Annotated in this window: 13 protein-coding genes and 2 tRNA genes; 9 read left to right on the top strand and 6 right to left on the bottom strand. The window is 51.5% G+C overall.

Features of this window, described 5'->3' with window-relative positions; genetic code table 11:
* Window positions 1-11: 11 nt before the first annotated feature.
* Window positions 12-4,517 (bottom strand): alpha-2-macroglobulin family protein, encoded by a 4,506-nt coding sequence (locus tag TW77_RS03175; protein ID WP_046003527.1) that lies wholly within the window; start codon window positions 4,515-4,517, stop codon window positions 12-14.
* A 256-nt stretch (window positions 4,518-4,773) separates the two neighbouring features.
* Here TW77_RS03175 and TW77_RS25055 point away from each other — a divergent pair, with 256 nt between their 5' ends.
* The gene (locus TW77_RS25055; protein ID WP_205623845.1) at window positions 4,774-4,941 is read left to right on the top strand and encodes a hypothetical protein; all 168 of its coding nucleotides are present in this window, start codon (window positions 4,774-4,776) and stop codon (window positions 4,939-4,941) included.
* On the opposite strand, the gene TW77_RS03170 is transcribed toward TW77_RS25055, so the two are convergent.
* The 4 genes from TW77_RS03170 to TW77_RS03155 all read right to left on the bottom strand — a co-directional run bounded on the left by TW77_RS03170 (window position 4,919) and on the right by TW77_RS03155 (window position 8,419).
* Window positions 4,919-5,794, bottom strand: coding sequence for an AraC family transcriptional regulator (locus TW77_RS03170; RefSeq protein WP_046003526.1), 876 nt, complete (start codon window positions 5,792-5,794; stop codon window positions 4,919-4,921). The genes TW77_RS25055 and TW77_RS03170 overlap by 23 nt on opposite strands.
* A gap of 183 nt (window positions 5,795-5,977) precedes the next feature.
* Window positions 5,978-7,084 (bottom strand): MBL fold metallo-hydrolase, encoded by a 1,107-nt coding sequence (locus tag TW77_RS03165; RefSeq protein ID WP_428838737.1) that lies wholly within the window; start codon window positions 7,082-7,084, stop codon window positions 5,978-5,980.
* A gap of 98 nt (window positions 7,085-7,182) precedes the next feature.
* A complete protein-coding gene (locus TW77_RS03160; RefSeq protein ID WP_046003525.1) occupies window positions 7,183-7,998 on the bottom strand; it encodes a sterol desaturase family protein in 816 nt (271 codons plus the stop codon).
* Window positions 7,985-8,419, bottom strand: a complete 435-nt coding sequence (locus TW77_RS03155) for an SRPBCC family protein (RefSeq protein ID WP_046003524.1) — start codon at window positions 8,417-8,419, stop codon at window positions 7,985-7,987. Before TW77_RS03155 ends, TW77_RS03160 begins: the two co-directional genes overlap by 14 nt.
* 90 nt (window positions 8,420-8,509) lie before the next feature.
* On the opposite strand from TW77_RS03155, the gene TW77_RS03150 reads away from it, so the two are divergent.
* Window positions 8,510-9,490, top strand: coding sequence for an AraC family transcriptional regulator (locus TW77_RS03150; RefSeq protein ID WP_046003523.1), 981 nt, complete (start codon window positions 8,510-8,512; stop codon window positions 9,488-9,490).
* Window positions 9,491-9,545: 55 nt separating this feature from the next.
* Here TW77_RS03150 and fldB read toward each other — a convergent pair whose 3' ends face one another.
* Window positions 9,546-10,067: a flavodoxin FldB gene (fldB, locus tag TW77_RS03145; protein ID WP_046003522.1), complete on the bottom strand. Its 522-nt coding sequence runs from the start codon at window positions 10,065-10,067 to the stop codon at window positions 9,546-9,548.
* 147 nt (window positions 10,068-10,214) lie between these two features.
* Here fldB and xerD point away from each other — a divergent pair, with 147 nt between their 5' ends.
* The 7 genes from xerD to TW77_RS03110 all read left to right on the top strand — a co-directional run bounded on the left by xerD (window position 10,215) and on the right by TW77_RS03110 (window position 17,291).
* The gene (gene xerD, locus TW77_RS03140; protein ID WP_235412209.1) at window positions 10,215-11,072 is read left to right on the top strand and encodes a site-specific tyrosine recombinase XerD; all 858 of its coding nucleotides are present in this window, start codon (window positions 10,215-10,217) and stop codon (window positions 11,070-11,072) included.
* Between the two features lie 61 nt (window positions 11,073-11,133).
* Window positions 11,134-11,865: a bifunctional protein-disulfide isomerase/oxidoreductase DsbC gene (gene dsbC, locus TW77_RS03135; protein WP_046003520.1), complete on the top strand. Its 732-nt coding sequence runs from the start codon at window positions 11,134-11,136 to the stop codon at window positions 11,863-11,865.
* A 96-nt stretch (window positions 11,866-11,961) separates the two neighbouring features.
* Window positions 11,962-13,686: a single-stranded-DNA-specific exonuclease RecJ gene (recJ, locus tag TW77_RS03130; RefSeq protein WP_046003519.1), complete on the top strand. Its 1,725-nt coding sequence runs from the start codon at window positions 11,962-11,964 to the stop codon at window positions 13,684-13,686.
* A gap of 187 nt (window positions 13,687-13,873) precedes the next feature.
* A protein-coding gene (gene prfB / locus TW77_RS03125) for a peptide chain release factor 2 (RefSeq protein WP_156158589.1) occupies window positions 13,874-14,972 on the top strand; the annotation gives its coding sequence in 2 pieces (ribosomal slippage) (window positions 13,874-13,948 and window positions 13,950-14,972; 1,098 coding nt in all).
* A 27-nt stretch (window positions 14,973-14,999) separates the two neighbouring features.
* A complete protein-coding gene (gene lysS, locus TW77_RS03120; protein ID WP_046003517.1) occupies window positions 15,000-16,541 on the top strand; it encodes a lysine--tRNA ligase in 1,542 nt (513 codons plus the stop codon).
* Window positions 16,542-17,091: 550 nt separating this feature from the next.
* Window positions 17,092-17,184: transfer RNA gene (locus TW77_RS03115), tRNA-Ser, on the top strand.
* 30 nt (window positions 17,185-17,214) lie between these two features.
* Window positions 17,215-17,291 (top strand) — tRNA-Arg (locus tag TW77_RS03110).
* Window positions 17,292-17,448: the final 157 nt, after the last annotated feature.

Raw genomic sequence — 17,448 nt, 5'->3', positions numbered from 1 at the left:
CGCCAGACATATCAGCGCACGACCTCCAGCTGATAGGGATATTGCCAGTAAATCACATGTTTATGAGGTCGGTACATGGATTCAAGATAACTCGGCGGCACCTGATAAATGCCGGGCACTTCGGCGCGCAGGACATAAGCAAACTGGTATTTGCGGGTGCTAAGCCCCAGCGCTGCCACAAAACGGTCATTGCGATATTCTGTGTGATCTGTGGTGGCCAGCGTGACATGCTCGGGCAACAATTGCGATACCTCAAAGCCTTGCATCAGCGCCGGGTTCTCCAGCACAAACCCGGCAGGAATGCGTTCAATTAATAGGGCATCCGGTACCGGCTCTTTGGTTTGAACATCCAGCACAACCACCACGCGTTCTCCTACTTCAAAGCGGGATTTATCCAGCGGTTGCCCGTTTAAATCAAACAAGCGTCTGAGCATGCGTTTGGTATCCAGCGTGTTGAACGGGCTAATTTCGTTGGCAATACTGGCGTCCAGTTTAAGGCGCCCTTTGGCCATCAGTTGCACATACACCGGCTCATCAGTTGGGTTTTTGATGGCCATCGTTTGCTCAAGTGCGTGGCTTATCATCTGTGGATGTTGCAGCTGCTCGCCGTTGATCTCCAGTTGTACCGGATGTCTCGGGTTGGTCTGACTTACCTCAACCGCGGTGCGTAGTAGCGCGGCGCGCTCCTGAGTGCTCAGCCAGGTTTTAAGTGCCTGATCGGGCAGTTTTTCGAGCAAGCTGGTTTGCAATGCGCGGGATTGTGAGCGCAACGCGCGGTGTTTTGCCAGCCTGGCCAGCACCTGTGCTGATTGGGCATCATCACGTAGCGCCGAACCATAGTCGGCAAAATAGTCTTCGCTGCGGCTTATTGTACTGGCTTGTCTGAGCAGCGCCGCAGCCTGTTGGGTCGCCCCCACATCAGCCAGTGCCGACGCCATATGGAGCAGGCTTAACCGCGACGGGTACTCAGTGATCCGCAGCGACTCCAGATCGCTGTAACTGATCTGGCCACGCTGGCTGGCAAGATAAGCGGCAAAGCTCTTTGCCGCCGTTGCCTCATAGGCATCCTGACTGAGGTCGTCGACTGTGTTATCACGGGTGTATCTCAGCATACGGTAGTGGGCACGGTTCAGCATACTTTGCGGTACTGTGCCCGGAAAGGTGGCGTGTGCCTGGGTTAAAAACTCTGTGACATAGGCGCTTAGCCACGGCTGTTCTGCACCCTGGCTATCCCACAATGCAAAGCCGCCGCTGGGTTTTTGCATGGTCTTAAGTCGCTGTACCGCCTGGCTTACTAAGGTACGTGGGTCGTCAAATTGTTGCGTCTCGCCAGCGGGTGCTTGCAGTGCCTGCTGCAACAAGCCGTCAAGCTGCGGGTGTTTGAGTAAAAACGGCCAGGCTTTGCTGGTGGTTTGCTCCGCACAGCCGTACGGGTAGGCACGTAAAGCGGTGGCATATTCTCTGACAGGTAATCTGGGTGTATGACTGGCGTACAAAGTCCCCGCATCCACTGCATCGACGTGTAACCCTTGCCAGAGCGCCGGTGTTAACTGATACGTTTGCCCAGGGGCGAGCATCATGCTGCTCGCCTGCACCAGCTGCGGCTCAATGGCTTTGACGGGCACCGACCAGCTGCGCGACTGTGTTATCTCTGTGCCTTGCAGCGCAATATGTACGCTTGCGGTTTGCGACAAGGGGGAGTCTGCAACCATCAGGCGCATGGTCTGGCTCCAATGCGCCTGATCTTGCAGAGTCAGTGTAAAGGTACTGTCTTGCGTAAACTGCACGGGGCCAGAGGGGGTGAGTGTGACCGACAAATCCTGCGCCTGGCCGCTGACGTTATGCAAGTCCAGCGTGACGGCGGTTTCGTCACCCGGGACTAAAAAGCGCGGTACGCTGAGCTCTGCGATAACGGGGGCGCTGACCGGGCGGGCAGCGACTTTATGGCCCACCTGAGTGGGATTGAAAGCGGTCGCGACAATTTGTACTTCGCCATTATAATCAGGCATATCGACAGTGATACTGGCCTTGCCGTCAATCAGCTGCACCGGTTGGGTCATCAGGATCACGGTTTTGCTTTCGACCAGATTGTCATTGCGGTTATCGCTGCGTGCATTGCTGTCACTACCAAAGCGGGACTGTGCAAACGGATCGGGACGGCTATCATAACGACGAGAATATAAGTCGATGACATCGCCGCCATAACGACGCTGATTAAACAGGTAATGATGTGGGTCGACCGGATAATAGCGGCTCAAATTGAGGATCCCTTTATCCACAACAGACAAGGTAACCCAGCTCTGATCTGCCTGCGCCTGGGCCACACCATCAGCCTGGATTTCGACCGTGAGTGGTTTGAGGGGTGCTATTTTATCTGGCAGGGTCAGGCTAAGTGCCAGCTCGCGGTCTTCGCGCGCCAGAGTGACTGGCACTATACCAAAGTGGCGTTGCAAAGTGCTGGATTGCCCACTGAGTAAGGTGGCACTGAGATACAAATCATGACGGGCCAGTGTTTTGTCTAAAGGCACACGCAGCGTGGTTTTCCCTTTATGCACCGACTGGCTTTGTGTCCACAGCACCTTGTCGCTTTCCAGCGCCAGCTGGAGCTGACCATCTGCCGGGGCATCCAGCTCGACGGCAAGCACCTCACCTGAGCGGTAACTGCTTTTATCAAGTGCGATTGACAGGTGTTGCGGCTTGGCCTTGAGTTGCTGATAACCACGATACCAGCCGGCATAAAAGTCATAAACGGTTTTTATCTGGCTGCTGACGTCTGTCACCGTCAGGCGGTAGTTTCCCCAGTCGACCGGGAAGCGCACGGTATGGGTGTTTTGGTTCACGCTCACGGTCTGCTTAGCTTCACTGCGCCACTGCGGCTGAGACTGGCGGCGCCAGCCTATGCCTTCCTCGTAAAACCAGAAATAACGACCCTGATCGTAACTGAGTTCAACCTCCAGCTCACCACTTGTTAATTGCTGGCCATCCGGGCTCAGCAGGGCCAGTTCAAACTCGGCATCGGTGGCATATTTAAATTCCGTTTGTGCGGGCTTCACCGCGGGCAGCGCTCTGGGTTTCCAGCTGGTATAGCTAAGCTGACGTTGCACGGCCGCGCCACCGGACTCCAGCAGGCTTAAATTAACCTGGGTTTTTACCGGGCTTTTTAGCGTGTCGGCAGATACGGTTGGCAGGCTCAGTGCCAGTGTGCCCTGTTCAGACAATTGCTGATCAGGCAGCGTCTGAAAGCGGTTGCTCAGGTAAAAGTCTTCACCGACAAAAAATGCGGCGTAGGGGCCGGGATAATGTCGCACGCTATGGTGGACCAGGCTTGCCTTTAAGGTGTTGCCAGCCGCCGGGCTGCCAAACAGATAACGCCCTTGTACCGACAAAGGCATAGAGGTGCCCGCAGCGACGAAAGGCTGTTGTCCGCTGAAGGTTAAGTCCATGCGCTCAGGCACAAATTCTTCGAGCTGAAATTCAAAGTGGCCGATTGCAGATTGGGCAGTCGGGTCGAGCATCACCGAGACTTTGTAGCGCCCGGTTGGCCAGCTGCTGCCGGTATGCAGGCGTTTACTATAAAATCCGCCGGCACTTGGGGTTAGCTGCTCGCGGAGCATCTCTTCTTGCAAGGGGTTGGTGACGGTCAGCGTAACGGGCTGATCTTCAATCGCGACGCCATCGGCATCGCGTAACAGCAGGTTCAGGGGCAGGGTTTCGCCCGGTTTGGCCAAATCCCGGTTACTGTAAATGTAGACTTCTCGCTCCTGATAGGGGCGGCCGCCAATGGGATGGTCCGACAGGTCCAGTGGTACTTCTTTAATCGGCAACAGCGCCAGCTCTGCCTTATCTTGCTCGTCGTACTGAGCGACAATGATGTCGTCGCGCTTCAGGGTGATATCAAAATGCACCGCGCCTTGTTTATCGGTTTTGGCTTCACGCAGTAACTCATGCTTACGGTAGGCTTTGACCTTAGCGCCTGCGACGGGCAAGCCATCAGACAGGCGGTTTACCTGGAAACTGGCATGTTGCTTAAACACCTTTGCCTGAATGCCCAAGTCGGTCAGCAGGAGATGTTTAGCCTGCAAGTCGTCAAACATGCCCGGTGCTTTGAGGACGATGATGTACCAACCGCTTGGCAGCGATTTCGGGAGAGGTAAGCGGGCCGATTGGATCCCTGTTTTAGACGCGGACGGCAGGGTAAAGCGGTCGGCAAAGACACTGTCGTAGGTGTACTGTAGTCTGTCCAGTGAACTGGGATAGAGCTTGTCCGTCAGGTAATAGCGACTGAGAAAATCATGGGGGCTATTGAGGCGCAGTAATTCTACATCCACCGCATCAATGTGTTCATAGGTGATAGGAATGGACTGACTGACGCCCTTTGCCACCAGCGGCCCCGAGCCAACAATGGCCAGTTTCGGTTGCTGCATCACTTTGGCCTGAGCCTGAATAGTCACTTGCAGCACCAGCGCAAAAAACAACACAAACAGAGTAATGGGGTGAAAGGGGATCTTGCCCGACATGTTAAAGCTCCTTCGACCTGCACACGGTGCAGCTGGGTTGTGAGTATTTCCTTGGGTGCCAGTAATGGCGCTTTACTATTATATCATACATTTGGGTTGCTATCCGGTGGTCAATACTGCGATAAAAGAGTGTAGTACATGAGCGTGAATCGCAGGTTAAGCGCCAGCCATTGCGCCGGTGGCTTTCCTGCGGGAATAATAGTGAGTATTTGATATTGTGAGTTTTGGCGTCTGAACACGCTGAAACGTGTGCGCTTTGCGCTTTGCGCTGGACGCAGAGCGCATTGTACATCTGCGGCAATCGGTCAATGCGCCTGAGCTGCGCTGTTATGCCGAGGCATCATCGCAGCAGGCGCAAGAGCTGGTCAGTCCAGTTCTGAGTGCGCTGGCGCAGCGTTTGTCTATGCCTGTACCAGGCAGTTAATTCGGGTCAGTAAGTCTTGTGGTGCGGTGTCGCGGGTATCATTCAGATATTCCTCAAACGGCGGAAAGTCGACCAGTTCCAGACCACTTTGCGGCAACCATTGGCCAAACAACCAGTTGTAGGGTTGTTCCAGTTCGCTGTAATCGCCCTTGAAGGTCAGTGAGATCAGTTTACCTGCAGGAATAGTGAGGGCTTGAAAGGTGTCCTGATCGAAGTCAGCGCCAGGTGCGAGCGTAATACACGCCATGGCTTTGAGCTTGGTTTGTTCCACCGTTTGCGGGTCATCGTAATAAATGCCAAAGTAGCGGGTTTGCTCATTGATAAGCCCCACGCTGCCTGCCATCATCCCGAGTTTTTCAAAGGTTTTGCCGATCTGCATATAATCGCCCTGATGGGCAAGGCCAATCAGCGTCAGTGCGTTTTGTTGCGTTTGTTCTACCTGATACATAATGTTGTACTCCTGTGGTTGAGCCGGATAAAACGCAGCGCTGTGCAACGACTCGCCTTGCTGTTGCTGGCGAAATTGGTTAGGTGTCATACCATAATGACGGCTGAATGCCCGGTTAAAGGCTTCAACACTGCCATAGTTTACCCGCCTGGCAATCTGTTGCTGCGTCAGTGTGCTGCGAACTAAGTAAGATGCCGCCTTCAACAAACGCATCCGCCTGACTGTGGCGTTAACCGTTTCACCCATAAACTCACGAAAAATACGATGGAAGTGGTAGCAAGACATACAAGCCACATCGGCCAGCGTGTTCACGTCCAGATCCTGGTCAACATGGTCATACATATAATCAATCACCCGCAGTAGGCGCTGCTGATAGTGGTTGAGTGTGGTAGCACGTGTTGTCATGTTGTTTTTCTCGCTTTGGTTTATCAGTCAATCAGTCTAGCACCCGCAATCAGTCTAGCACCCGCAGGTGCAGACTGACGTTGTTGGCGACGAAACTTAGCTTATGTCAGGGGGGATTGATAATGTTTGCGCACTTGCCGTAGTTGATAATTTTGCGCGCCAGGCAAAGGTCCTGTGTTGCCCTCAGCGACCAACTTGCGCTAGTAAAGATTGCCACCAGGCTTGATTTAAATAGGCCTGGTTGATGGTGATGACTTCTCCGGGGGTGGGCGTGTTGAGCACCACACCTTGTTGCTGTGCGGCGCTGAGTACACGCTCCAGCGGGTCATACCAGCTATGAAAAGCCAGATCAAAGGTGCCGTTGTGGATAGGGACCATGATTTTGCCGCGCAGGTCCAGGTGTGCCTGCACACTTTGCTCAGGCGTCATATGAATGTCGGCCCAGTCGGCATCATAGGCCCCTGTTTCAATCAGGGTGTAGTCAAAAGGCCCATAGCGCTCGCCAATGTCTTTAAAACCGGGGAAATAGCCAGAGTCACCGCTAAAATACAGGCTTTCGTGGGCGGTTTTAATGACCCAGGAGCCCCACAGGGTGCGATTTGCGTCACTCAGGCCGCGACCTGAAAAGTGCTGAGTGGGCGTAAAGGCCACCATCACATCCTGATCCGTTTGTTCCTGCCACCAGTCAAATGCATGAATCTTTTCAGCTGCTATGCCCCAGCGGATCAAATCCCCCTCCACACCCAGTGGCACCAGAAACTGCCGTGTTTTTGCATTGAGCTGTTTAACCGCTTCTTTATCGAGGTGATCATAATGGTTATGAGAGATTAGCACCTTGTCTATATCAGGCAGCTCATCAAGCGAAATCGGAGGTTGATGAAAGCGGCTGGGGCCCAAAAATGACAACGGCGAGGCGCGCTCGGAGAACACCGGATCTAATAACCAATATGCGCCATTGACTTTGAGCAATACCGAAGAGTGACCCAGTTTAACAATGTGTACGCCGGTATCTGGCAAAGCATCCAACTCAGCACGGGTTAACGTTTTAACTGGCAAGGTTTGATCTGGCTCTGCGGCGACCTTGCTTTCGGTAAAAAATCGCCAGGTGATCGCCAGCGTTTTACGCAAACTGGTCGGTTCGGTCGAGTGCAGATTTTGAAACCGGCCTGCCTGAAGATGCGCAGACTGATAATCCTGAGCAGGCACGTGTGCATTAAGGTTAGAGATCATAGAACAGCCCCCCGTAATAGCGCCAAACACGATGGCAAAAATAACAAACCACTTTTTCATTGTGCTACCTAAAAGTAAACTACACCGTGCAGTTTACTTTTATTTCGGTGTAAAAGTAAACGATAAAACGTAATTTTTTTGACCGACCTGTGAGCAGGCTAGGGTAAATGCCGTGGCGCTGAAAACAACTGACGGAGCTTCTCTTTGAATCCCGGTGCTTTTTTCAGTTTACTGAATAATACCCGGCACTCATGGAAATTAATCGATAGCAGGGTGTCTTGTGGTGCGCTGCCGACAATGCCATAACGGATCTGCTCCGACGGCTGTGCATCTGTGTAGGTGCCAAACAGCTTGTCCCAGATGATTAAGACACCGGCAAAGTTTTTGTCCAGATAGCAGGGGTTGCTGGCATGATGAATACGGTGGTGCGTTGGGGTATTAAACACCTGCTCAAGCCAGCCCAGCTGGCCGACAACTTGGGTATGAACAAAAAACTGAAAGGCGAGGTTAATCGCCACTATGGCCAACACCAGTTCAGGTGCAAAGCCCAGCACTATCATAGGTGTCCAGAACAGCCACATACCCACTAACGGATAAAGCAGGCTCTGGCGAAAGGCGGTAGAGAAGTTCATATGCCGGGAGCTGTGATGCACCACATGTGCCAGCCACAGCCAGTGAACATGGTGCGAAGCGCGGTGAAACCAGTAATACAGAAAGTCCTGGAGTAAAAATGCCCCAAACAGCGTCACAGCAGTGAGCTCAATGTCAAACAGGGCAAAGCGATGCAGCCAGTAAAACAGCGGCATCAGTAACAGTAAAGCCAGCATATCGCTACCCTGGTGCAGTAAGGCAAGTGCCACATTATGCAGGCTGTCTTTGAGGCGATAGTGCTTGCGGGCTGCGCGATATTCCAAGGCAATGGCGATGAGAAACACCGGACTGAGCAAGAGTAAAATGAGTTCAACAGGCACCATACAGGGCCTCCAGGCGGGTCAATGCAAGATTGATGTCTCGTGTTATCAGGCGGCGCAGCACAAAGCCCGGTACATAGGCGGGGGCGGCGAAGCGAACATGGTAATCAACGCGTGTGGACTGCTTATCTGTGTTACTGCGAAGGCGGATCTCACCATGATGTTGTTTAACCGGAAAGTCGCCCACGATTTGGTAGCGAATCGCGCTTTGATCGGCATGTAAGATCTGCTCATAAAAGCGGATCCCCAGCATACGTACCTCACGAATACAGCCACTGCCGCCACTAAGTGCAGGATGGACGGCACTTTGCACGACTTTAAATTGGGCATTAAAAAAACGGTTCAGGCGCGGGTGGTCGAGCAGGGTTTCCAGGACCTGATGTGGCTCAGCGGCGACCTCTTTGTGACAACGAATATTGACCATGGTGTTTCCTTATTCACAGTTTTTTCTAGTGTAAATAAGCTTTATCTGGCAATCTTGCGAAAAGGCGACGTAAATTTGTCCAAATGCGACATGGAAAATACCTTAGATAAAAATTACTTCAGCAGTGTGCTGCTGTATCTGGAGCGCCAGGGGATAGCCTACGGCGATGCCGTTGCACCGACGCGTGGCGCAGAGTCTGAGCTGGTTGCCCGGGTGGAGCTTGCTGAATATGAGCAAGTTTTGCAGTTTGGGGCGCAGCAAACCTGCGATCCGTTATTTGGTTTTCACCTGGGTCAGCAGATCCAGTCGGCAGATTATGGCGTGCTGGGCTATCTGGTGGAAAACTGCGAAAACCTTAATCAGGCACTGATGGCGTTACTGCGTTACGATCAGCTGGTGGCCAGCATTGGACAAGCCAAATTTCATCATCAGGGAGACTGGGCTGTGCTTGACTGGTTGCCCAATTTACAGACGACCCGCCATGTTATTCTGCGTAATATGACTGGCTGGGTTGCTATGGTGCGTGCCTTATTAACCCAGCCTGTTGCGCCTGAGCACGTTTCGCTTACCTGTTCATTAAACGCCAACGAAGCATCGCAACTGGCACACTGGTTTGACTGTCCGGTTGTTGGCAGTCAGCCACACAATCAGATTAAATTTCCCCGAGCCTATCTGAGCTTGCCATTCAGGCGGGCAAATAGCGTTATGCATGAGGCGCTCCAGCGGCTCTCCGACAAGGCACTTGTGCAGTTGCAGCAACACCATACGCTGGCAACGCAGATCCAGATTATGCTGGCTGCCAGTGCCGACTTAGGTCAGTGTCAGCTGGACGCGGTCGCAGGCGCGCTAAACAAATCGGTCCGTCAGGTACAAAGGCAGCTAAAGCAATGTCATACCAGCTATTCACAATTATTGACTGAGGAGCGAATGAGGCGCGCTGAAAACTTGCTGGGCACGCTGCCGCTGGCAGAGTTGGCAAGAGAGTTAGGGTTTAACGAACAAGCGGCCTTTAACAAAGCCTTTAAGCGGTGGTTTGGGTGTTCTCCGGGGAAGTATCACAAACGCAGCTAGCGACTGCCTGCATCAAATTGCGCCGCGATTCAAACGGCGCATCGCTATGGCGTTGTTACAGTGACTCACTATATTCTGTCATGATTAGCTCTATCCAGCTGGCAATGCGTTCATCGCTTTTTTCGTACTGGCTGTCTTCGTCCAGCGCCAGGCCGACAAACTGGCTCTTATCTTCCGTCAGTGCTTTAGAAGCTTCAAACTCATAATCACTGCTGTTGGGCCAGTAGCCGATGAAATCAACGCCTTGTGGGGCAATTTTATCGTGCAACATCCCCAGTGCGTCCTGGAACCATTGTCCGTAACCTTGCTGGTCACCCATGCCGAATAAGGCAATGGTTTTACCGGCCAGGTTGACGGTATCGATGTCGTCCCAGTGTGATTCCCAGTCTTCCTGTAACTCGCCAAAATCCCAGGTGGAGATACCGAAAATCACAAAGTCGAACTGTTCTGCGTTTTTTAGCGGCTCGTCTTTAATGTTATGGAGCGACAGAATGTCTTTACCTATGATCTCCTGCATCTTCTCTGCTGCCATTTCTGTGTAGCAGGTAGTTGAACCGTAAAATAACCCGATCTGCATAGTAGTCTTCGCTCAATTGGCTGTTATTATATGGCGCGAAGTCTACCTTATGGTGTAACGAATTGATACAGGCGCCCCGTGACCGATTTAGAAATATCTGACCTAGCTAAGTTCAGCAACAGTGAACTAATAGAATCTTTTCTGGATATGCTCTTTTTGGAGCAAGGCCTCAGCGACAATACGCTGGCTGCCTATCGGGCAGACCTGGATAAATTTGTTCGTTATGTGTCTGGCGAGTTGGATGATAAACCTCTGTTGACCATTACAGGGGCCGACGTGGAGGCCTATCTGGCTTATCGGGTCGATCAGGGCCTGAAGCCGCGCAGCACGGCCCGTGCAATGAGTGCCCTCAAGCGTTTTTATGCACACTGGGTGACCAAACAGGTTATTGCTGCCAGTCCCATGACGCATATTGCCCAACCTAAGTTGTCACAGGCGTTACCGAAAACGCTCAGTGAGCAGGAAGTGGAAGCTTTGCTAAGCGCCCCTGATGTTGAAGATGCCATGGGCCTCAGAGACAAAGCCATGCTGGAATTGTTGTATGCAACGGGATTGCGTGTCACTGAGCTGGTTGGCTTGCGGATGGAGCAAATTAACCTGCGCCAGGCTGTACTGCTGGTTCGTGGTAAAGGTGGCAAAGAAAGGATGGTGCCGATGGGAGAAGAGGCGTTGCACTGGGTAGAACAATTCTTAAAAGTGGGTCGTGCTCAGATGGTCAAGCATGCCAATGATTTTGTTTTCCCATCGAAGCGGGGGATTGGTATGACCCGGCAAACTTTTTGGCATCGTATCAAACACTATGCTATGTTGGCAGACGTTAAGTCACCGTTATCGCCACACACGCTGCGTCATGCTTTTGCAACACACTTGCTAAATCATGGGGCGGATCTGCGCGTTGTGCAAATGATGTTAGGCCATAGCGATTTGTCGACAACCCAGATCTATACGCATGTTGCCAGTGAGCGTCTGAAATCGCTTCATCAGCAACATCATCCTAGGGCGTGATGGAATTTATTTGTAGTTATCCGGTCCTAGTGATTAATCAGAGCAATTTTACGAGAAAAACATGAAAAAGTTACTTTTAGCAGCGTCGCTCGCTTTTAGTGTCGGTGCCTTTGCCGAGACAACACAAGAAGTTTCACCTATGGCGGTTAGCCCTATCGCATCTCAGTTTGCGGATCTGGGTTTAACGGTTAAGAGTGTATCAGATAGCCCCATTTCAGGCCTTAAAACCGTGATCACGGATAAAGGCGTGTTTTATGCCAGTCCGAACGGTCAATACCTGGTTCAGGGTACTATGATTGACGTCACCAACCGTCGCAACATCACAGAAGATGCGCTGAGCGATGTACGTAAGAGCGGCGTCGCGCAGTATCAGGATTCGATGATTGTGTACAAGGCTGAAAACGAAAAGCATCAGATCACCGTTTTTACCGACATCACCTGTGGCTACTGTCGTAAACTGCACCGTGAGCTGGAAGACTACCTGGCAGCCGGTATCACAGTTAAATACCTGGCATTTCCGCGCGGCGGTCTGAGCGGTAACGGCTACAAAAGCCTGATGAATGTCTGGTGTGCAGAGGATGCAGCTGCGGCACTGACAGAAGCAAAGGCGGGTAATGAGGTACCGGACGTTAAAAATTGTCAGGCACCCGTTGCTGAGCACTATCAGTTAGGCCAGAGCTTTGGCATTTCCGGTACGCCGGCCATCGTTCTGGAAGATGGCAGCATGATCCCGGGCTATCAGCCGGCAGACGCACTGGCAAAAATGTTAAATCAGGCCAGTAAAAAATCCTAAATCTGAGGTATACTCTCAGCATTTCTAAAAAGGCCTGTGGGCCTTTTTTGCTTTGTGGGGGCTCCCTCCACGCCATCAGGTAGTTCAGAGAGTGTTATGCAAACAGAGATCCGACCCAGATTACGCGTCGACGACAGTCATTTACCCGCCCATCTTCACCCGGTCATTAAGCAGATTTATGCCGCGCGGGGCGTGAAAGAGGCCGTAGAGCTTGATAACAGTGCGGCCACTTTGCTGGATTTCCGTTTGTTTCGTGATATGGACAAGGCCTGCACCTTACTTGAAACGGCGCTGCATCAGCAGCAAAGCGTGCTAATTGTCGGGGATTTCGATGCCGATGGCGCAACCAGCACCGCTGTGCTGATGGAAGGGCTGCGTCTGTTTGGTCTGCAACAGGTTGACTATCTGGTGCCCGATCGCTTTAGCCTGGGTTATGGCCTGAGTCCGGCACTGGCAGAGCAAATTGTTCAGCTGGCGCCGCAACTGGTGATCACGGTCGATAACGGGATTTCCTGCCTGGCAGGCATAGATATCGTTAAGCAGGCCGGTATTTCGGTACTGGTCACCGATCATCACTTGCAGGGTGACCAGCTGCCTAATGCCGATGCCATCGTTAACCCGAACCGCCATGATTGTCAGTTTCCGTCAAAATCCATTGCCGGGGTTGGCGTGGCGTTTTATCTGCTGGTGGCGTTTCGTCATCATTTGCGTGAGTCGGGCTATTTTGAGCGCCAGGGGCTCACTCAGCCTAACCTGGCATCTTTGCTGGACATTGTGGCATTGGGCACAGTGGCCGATGTGGTCGCGCTGGACGCCAATAACCGGACTCTGGTTCATCAGGGCCTGGCACGCATTCGTAAAGGACAAACTCGACCCGGGATCCGCGCGCTGATTGAAGTGGCAAATCGCACTGCAACCCGGCTGAATGCCAGCGATTTTGGCTTTGCACTGGCACCAAGGCTGAATGCCGCAGGGCGACTGGATGATATGAGCCTGGGTATCGCTTGTTTATTGTCTAAAGAAGAGCATCAGGCACGGCGCATTGCCGCACAATTGGATAGCCTGAACCAGGAGCGACGCGAGATTGAGCAGGGTATGCAACAAGAAGCGCAAGCGGTCCTTGAACGTCTGGTCGCTGCCCAGCAAAGCATTCCCGATGCGGTATGTTTGTATCAGGATGACTGGCATCAGGGGGTGATTGGGATCCTGGCGGGCAGACTGAAAGAAAAGTATCACCGCCCGGCGATTATTTTCGCCCAGGGAGATAACGACGAAATCAAAGGGTCGTGCCGCTCGATAGAAGGCTTGCACATGCGCGATTTGCTGGAGCAGATCAACACCCGCCACCCTGAGCTGATAGTAAAGTTTGGTGGTCATGCGATGGCCGCCGGCTTGACCATCAGAGAAGCCGACTTTAGCGACTTTAAACGCACCTTTGAAACTCTGGTCAGCGAAACCCTCAGTGAAGAGCACAAGCAGTCGGTATTACTGACCGATGGTGAACTGCCGGCTGAGTGTTTTAATATGGACTTTGCCATGTTGCTGCAACAGGCAGGCCCGTGGGGACAGCATTTCCCCGAGCCGGTGTTTAGTGGCGTGTTTGAGCTGGTGCAGCAGCGTATTGTTGGCGATAAGCACCTTAAACTGGTGTTAAAACACCCCAGCGGTAAATTGGTGGACGCCATTGCCTTTAACGTGGATGTGCGCGCCTGGCCCAATACGGCGGCACAGGCGGCTGAGCTGGCTTACCAGCTGGACATTAATGAGTTCAGAGGCAAGTTTACCCTGCAGTTAATCGTCAGGGAGATCCGCGCCTGCTAACAATTACGAGAAAGGCGTAAAATGTTCTCCACAAGGGCTGATATCTGCGCCTATTATTTGTTAGTATTGGCCGTTTAGACCGCTTATTCATTTTGTGGACACACAGCGGTCACACTATTTTCAGCCCAGTGGCCAAAAAAACCGTGCCATTGGCTGCGTTACCATCACGTAAATTGGAGTAATGTGAATGTTTGAAGTGAATCCTGTGATTAATCAAATCAAGGAAATTCGCGAGCGTACTGAACTTCTTCGGGGGTATCTTTGACTATGCTCTGAAACAAGAGCGCTTAGAAGAAGTCAATGCAGAACTGGAAGATCCAGCCGTCTGGAATGAGCCTGAAAAGGCACAAGCGCTGGGCCGTGAAAAGTCCAGCCTGGAAACCATAGTCGAAACCATAGACAACCTGGTAAGCGGTGCCGATGATGCCGAAGGCCTGGTTGAGCTTGCTGTCGAAGCAGAAGACGAAGAAACCTTTGCAGAAGCGGAGCAGGAAGTACAGGGCCTGAATGCCCAGCTTGAAAAGCTGGAGTTCCGCCGCATGTTCTCTGGTGATCAGGACAGTAACGATGCCTATCTTGACTTGCAGGCAGGCTCCGGCGGTACTGAAGCGCAGGACTGGTGTAACATGTTGTTGCGTATGTATCTGCGCTGGGCGGAAGCGAAAGGCTTTAAAACCGAAATCGTTGAAGCAACCGATGGTGACGTAGCGGGGATCAAAGGGGCAACACTGCGTGTTAGCGGTGAATATGCTTACGGCTGGCTGCGCACAGAAACCGGTGTACACCGTTTGGTTCGTAAGAGTCCATTCGACTCAGGTGGCCGCCGTCATACGTCGTTTGCCTCGGCATTTGTGTATCCGGAAATCGACGACAACATTGAGATTGACATCAACCCGGCAGACTTACGCATCGACGTATACCGTGCATCGGGGGCCGGTGGTCAGCACGTTAACCGGACAGAATCTGCGGTACGTATTACTCACTTGCCGACCAATACGGTTGTGCAGTGTCAGAATGACCGGTCACAGCACAAAAACAAAGATCAGGCCATGAAACAGCTCAAAGCAAAACTGTTTGAGCTGGAGCTGCAAAAGCAAAATGCTGAAAAGCAGGCCCAGGAAGATGCCAAATCTGATATCGGTTGGGGCAGCCAGATCCGTTCTTACGTACTGGACGACTCGCGTATTAAAGACTTACGCACCGGTGTTGAGAACCGTAATACCCAGGCGGTCCTGGACGGTGATCTAGACAAATTTATCGAAGCCAGCCTGAAATCAGGCCTATAATCAACAAGCTAAACTAAGAGCTAAAAAATGACAGAGCAAATCCAAGACGAGAATAAACTCATTGCTGAGCGTCGTGCTAAATTGGATGCAATTCGTGAAAATTGCAGTGCCAATGGCCATCCGAACACCTTCCGCCGTGAAGACTATACGGCTGATCTACAGGCTAAGTTTGGTGATAAGTCAAAAGAAGAGCTGGTTGAGTTAGATCATCAGGTCTCTGTGGCTGGCCGTATCCTTGCCAAACGTGGTCCTTTCCTTGTTTTACAAGACATGAAAGGTCGTATTCAGGCATATGCGTCTAAAGACGTACAAAAAGAGCTGAAAGCCAAATATGGTCAGCTGGACATTGGCGACATCATTGGTGTGTCTGGTCCGCTACACAAATCAGGTAAAGGCGACTTGTATGTGGATATGGTGCAGTACGAGCTACTGACCAAGTCACTGCGCCCACTGCCAGAGAAATTCCACGGCTTAACCGATCAGGAAGCTAAGTATCGTCAGCGCTATGTTGATCTGATCACCAATATGGAAACTCGTGAGACCTTCCGTATTCGCTCTAAAGTGATTGAAGGCATTCGTCGCTTCCTGGCTGAGCGTGACTTTATGGAAGTTGAAACGCCCATGCTACAGGTGATCCCGGGTGGTGCAACAGCACGTCCGTTCGTGACTCACCACAATGCGCTGGACATCGACATGTATCTGCGTATCGCACCAGAGCTTTATCTTAAGCGCCTGGTTGTGGGCGGCTTTGATCGCGTGTTCGAGATCAACCGTAACTTCCGTAACGAAGGTCTGTCGACTCGTCACAACCCTGAATTCACCATGATTGAATTCTATCAGGCATACGCAGATTACAACGATCTGATGAACCTGACAGAAGACATGTTGCGCACAGTGGCACAAGACGTACTGGGTACTACTATTGTGGTTAACACGGTGAAGAACGCAGAAGGCGAAGTACTTGAAACCATCGAGTATGATTTCGGTAAAGCGTTTGAGCGTTTGTCTATGGCGGATGCGATCATCAAGTATGGTCCGGACGCTGAAGCCTCTGCTCACATCTTTAAAGACCCAGAAAACCACTTTGACGAGCTGGTTGCGTACGCGAAGAAAGTACACGTGAAGATCCCTGAGAAATGCGTTTGGGGTGCCGGTAAGTTCTTGTGTGAAATCTTTGAAGAAACTGCGGAACATAAACTGATCCAACCGACTTTCATCACAGAATATCCGTGGGAAGTGTCGCCGCTGGCGCGTCGTAATGATGAAAATCCATTTATCACAGACCGCTTTGAGTTCTTCGTTGGTGGTCGTGAGCTGGCAAATGGTTTCTCGGAGCTGAACGATGCCGAAGATCAGGCTGCACGTTTTGCCCGTCAGGTTGAAGAAAAAGATGCGGGTGACGACGAAGCAATGCACTTCGACGACGACTACATCCGTGCACTTGAGTACGGCTTGCCGCCAACGGCGGGTGAAGGGATTGGTATTGACCGTCTGGTGATGTTATTTACTGACTCTCCGACTATCAAAGACGTTATCCTGTTCCCGCATATGCGACCTCAGGCTGACTAAGCCTGTCATTCAGAACAAACGATTGAGAAAAGCGCCTAAGGCGCTTTTCTTTTATCTGTGTAAGAGATCTCTGCTAAAAACAGGCTTAAGTCTTAGGGTATTTGTAAAAGGGCAATAAAATCAGGCGTCAGATAGTCGAAAAGCCTTATGTCTTCAATACGTGATAGCTGAGTAGGGCTGGCATACCTGGTGCTTTCACCTATACTGCTGTGACTACGAATGGATGCAAAAGACCTCTGACCATGCCGCAACAAAAATCAAAAACACAACACGAACAGGCAAGGATGAATTACTGTCGCAGCTGTATCAGTGAATTTCAGCGTTTAGGCTATGTAGATGCCTTTATCTCGGAAGAAACCTCCCGCAAGCAATCCCTTTTGGACCACTTTAATATACAGTCAGACCCTAAAAGTGACTAATTTATGACAAATTAATCGACAAAGTGCCTTAAAACACACCAAGCTGAACAATCTATCACCATACAGTGCTTTTTTACAAGAAAAGTATTTGACATATTTTCACGGTTCTATATTATACGCCCCACAAAGACGGAGAGGTGGCCGAGTGGCTGAAGGCGCTCCCCTGCTAAGGGAGTATAGGGTTTGTAGCCCTATCGAGGGTTCGAATCCCTCCTTCTCCGCCATTTATTAAAATGGTGTCTTTGTAGTAAAACGGACGCGTAGCTCAGCTGGATAGAGTACCTGGCTACGAACCAGGCGGTCGGAGGTTCGAATCCTCCCGCGTCCGCCACTTTTCTTAAGTGGTTAAATAAAAAGAATCGGATTCAGGAAGTCGGAGGTTCACTCTCCATAAAGTACGTCCCGGTCCGCCACTTCTCTTGAGTGGTAAAATAAAAAGAAGCACATATCAAGTGTTAAAATATGATAATACGGACGCGTAGCTCAGC

The sequence above is a fragment of the Pseudoalteromonas rubra genome (assembly GCF_000967655.1).
GTDB lineage: Bacteria > Pseudomonadota > Gammaproteobacteria > Enterobacterales > Alteromonadaceae > Pseudoalteromonas > Pseudoalteromonas rubra_A.
Note: the sequence above shows the minus strand (reverse complement) of the source record. Positions and strands in the feature narration are given on the sequence as shown.

What these genes read in the sequence shown, in the direction of transcription:
- TW77_RS03170 (WP_046003526.1), bottom strand. Translation starts at nt 5,794, where the DNA reads ATGACAACACGTGCTACCACACTCAACCACTATCAGCAGCGCCTACTG.
- recJ (WP_046003519.1), top strand. Translation starts at nt 11,962, where the DNA reads ATGCAAACAGAGATCCGACCCAGATTACGCGTCGACGACAGTCATTTA.
- TW77_RS03175 (WP_046003527.1), bottom strand. Translation starts at nt 4,517, where the DNA reads ATGTCGGGCAAGATCCCCTTTCACCCCATTACTCTGTTTGTGTTGTTT.
- TW77_RS03165 (WP_428838737.1), bottom strand. Translation starts at nt 7,084, where the DNA reads ATGAAAAAGTGGTTTGTTATTTTTGCCATCGTGTTTGGCGCTATTACG.
- fldB (WP_046003522.1), bottom strand. Translation starts at nt 10,067, where the DNA reads ATGCAGATCGGGTTATTTTACGGTTCAACTACCTGCTACACAGAAATG.
- TW77_RS03160 (WP_046003525.1), bottom strand. Translation starts at nt 7,998, where the DNA reads ATGGTGCCTGTTGAACTCATTTTACTCTTGCTCAGTCCGGTGTTTCTC.
- TW77_RS03155 (WP_046003524.1), bottom strand. Translation starts at nt 8,419, where the DNA reads ATGGTCAATATTCGTTGTCACAAAGAGGTCGCCGCTGAGCCACATCAG.
- TW77_RS03150 (WP_046003523.1), top strand. Translation starts at nt 8,510, where the DNA reads ATGGAAAATACCTTAGATAAAAATTACTTCAGCAGTGTGCTGCTGTAT.
- lysS (WP_046003517.1), top strand. Translation starts at nt 15,000, where the DNA reads ATGACAGAGCAAATCCAAGACGAGAATAAACTCATTGCTGAGCGTCGT.
- xerD (WP_235412209.1), top strand. Translation starts at nt 10,215, where the DNA reads ATGCTCTTTTTGGAGCAAGGCCTCAGCGACAATACGCTGGCTGCCTAT.
- dsbC (WP_046003520.1), top strand. Translation starts at nt 11,134, where the DNA reads ATGAAAAAGTTACTTTTAGCAGCGTCGCTCGCTTTTAGTGTCGGTGCC.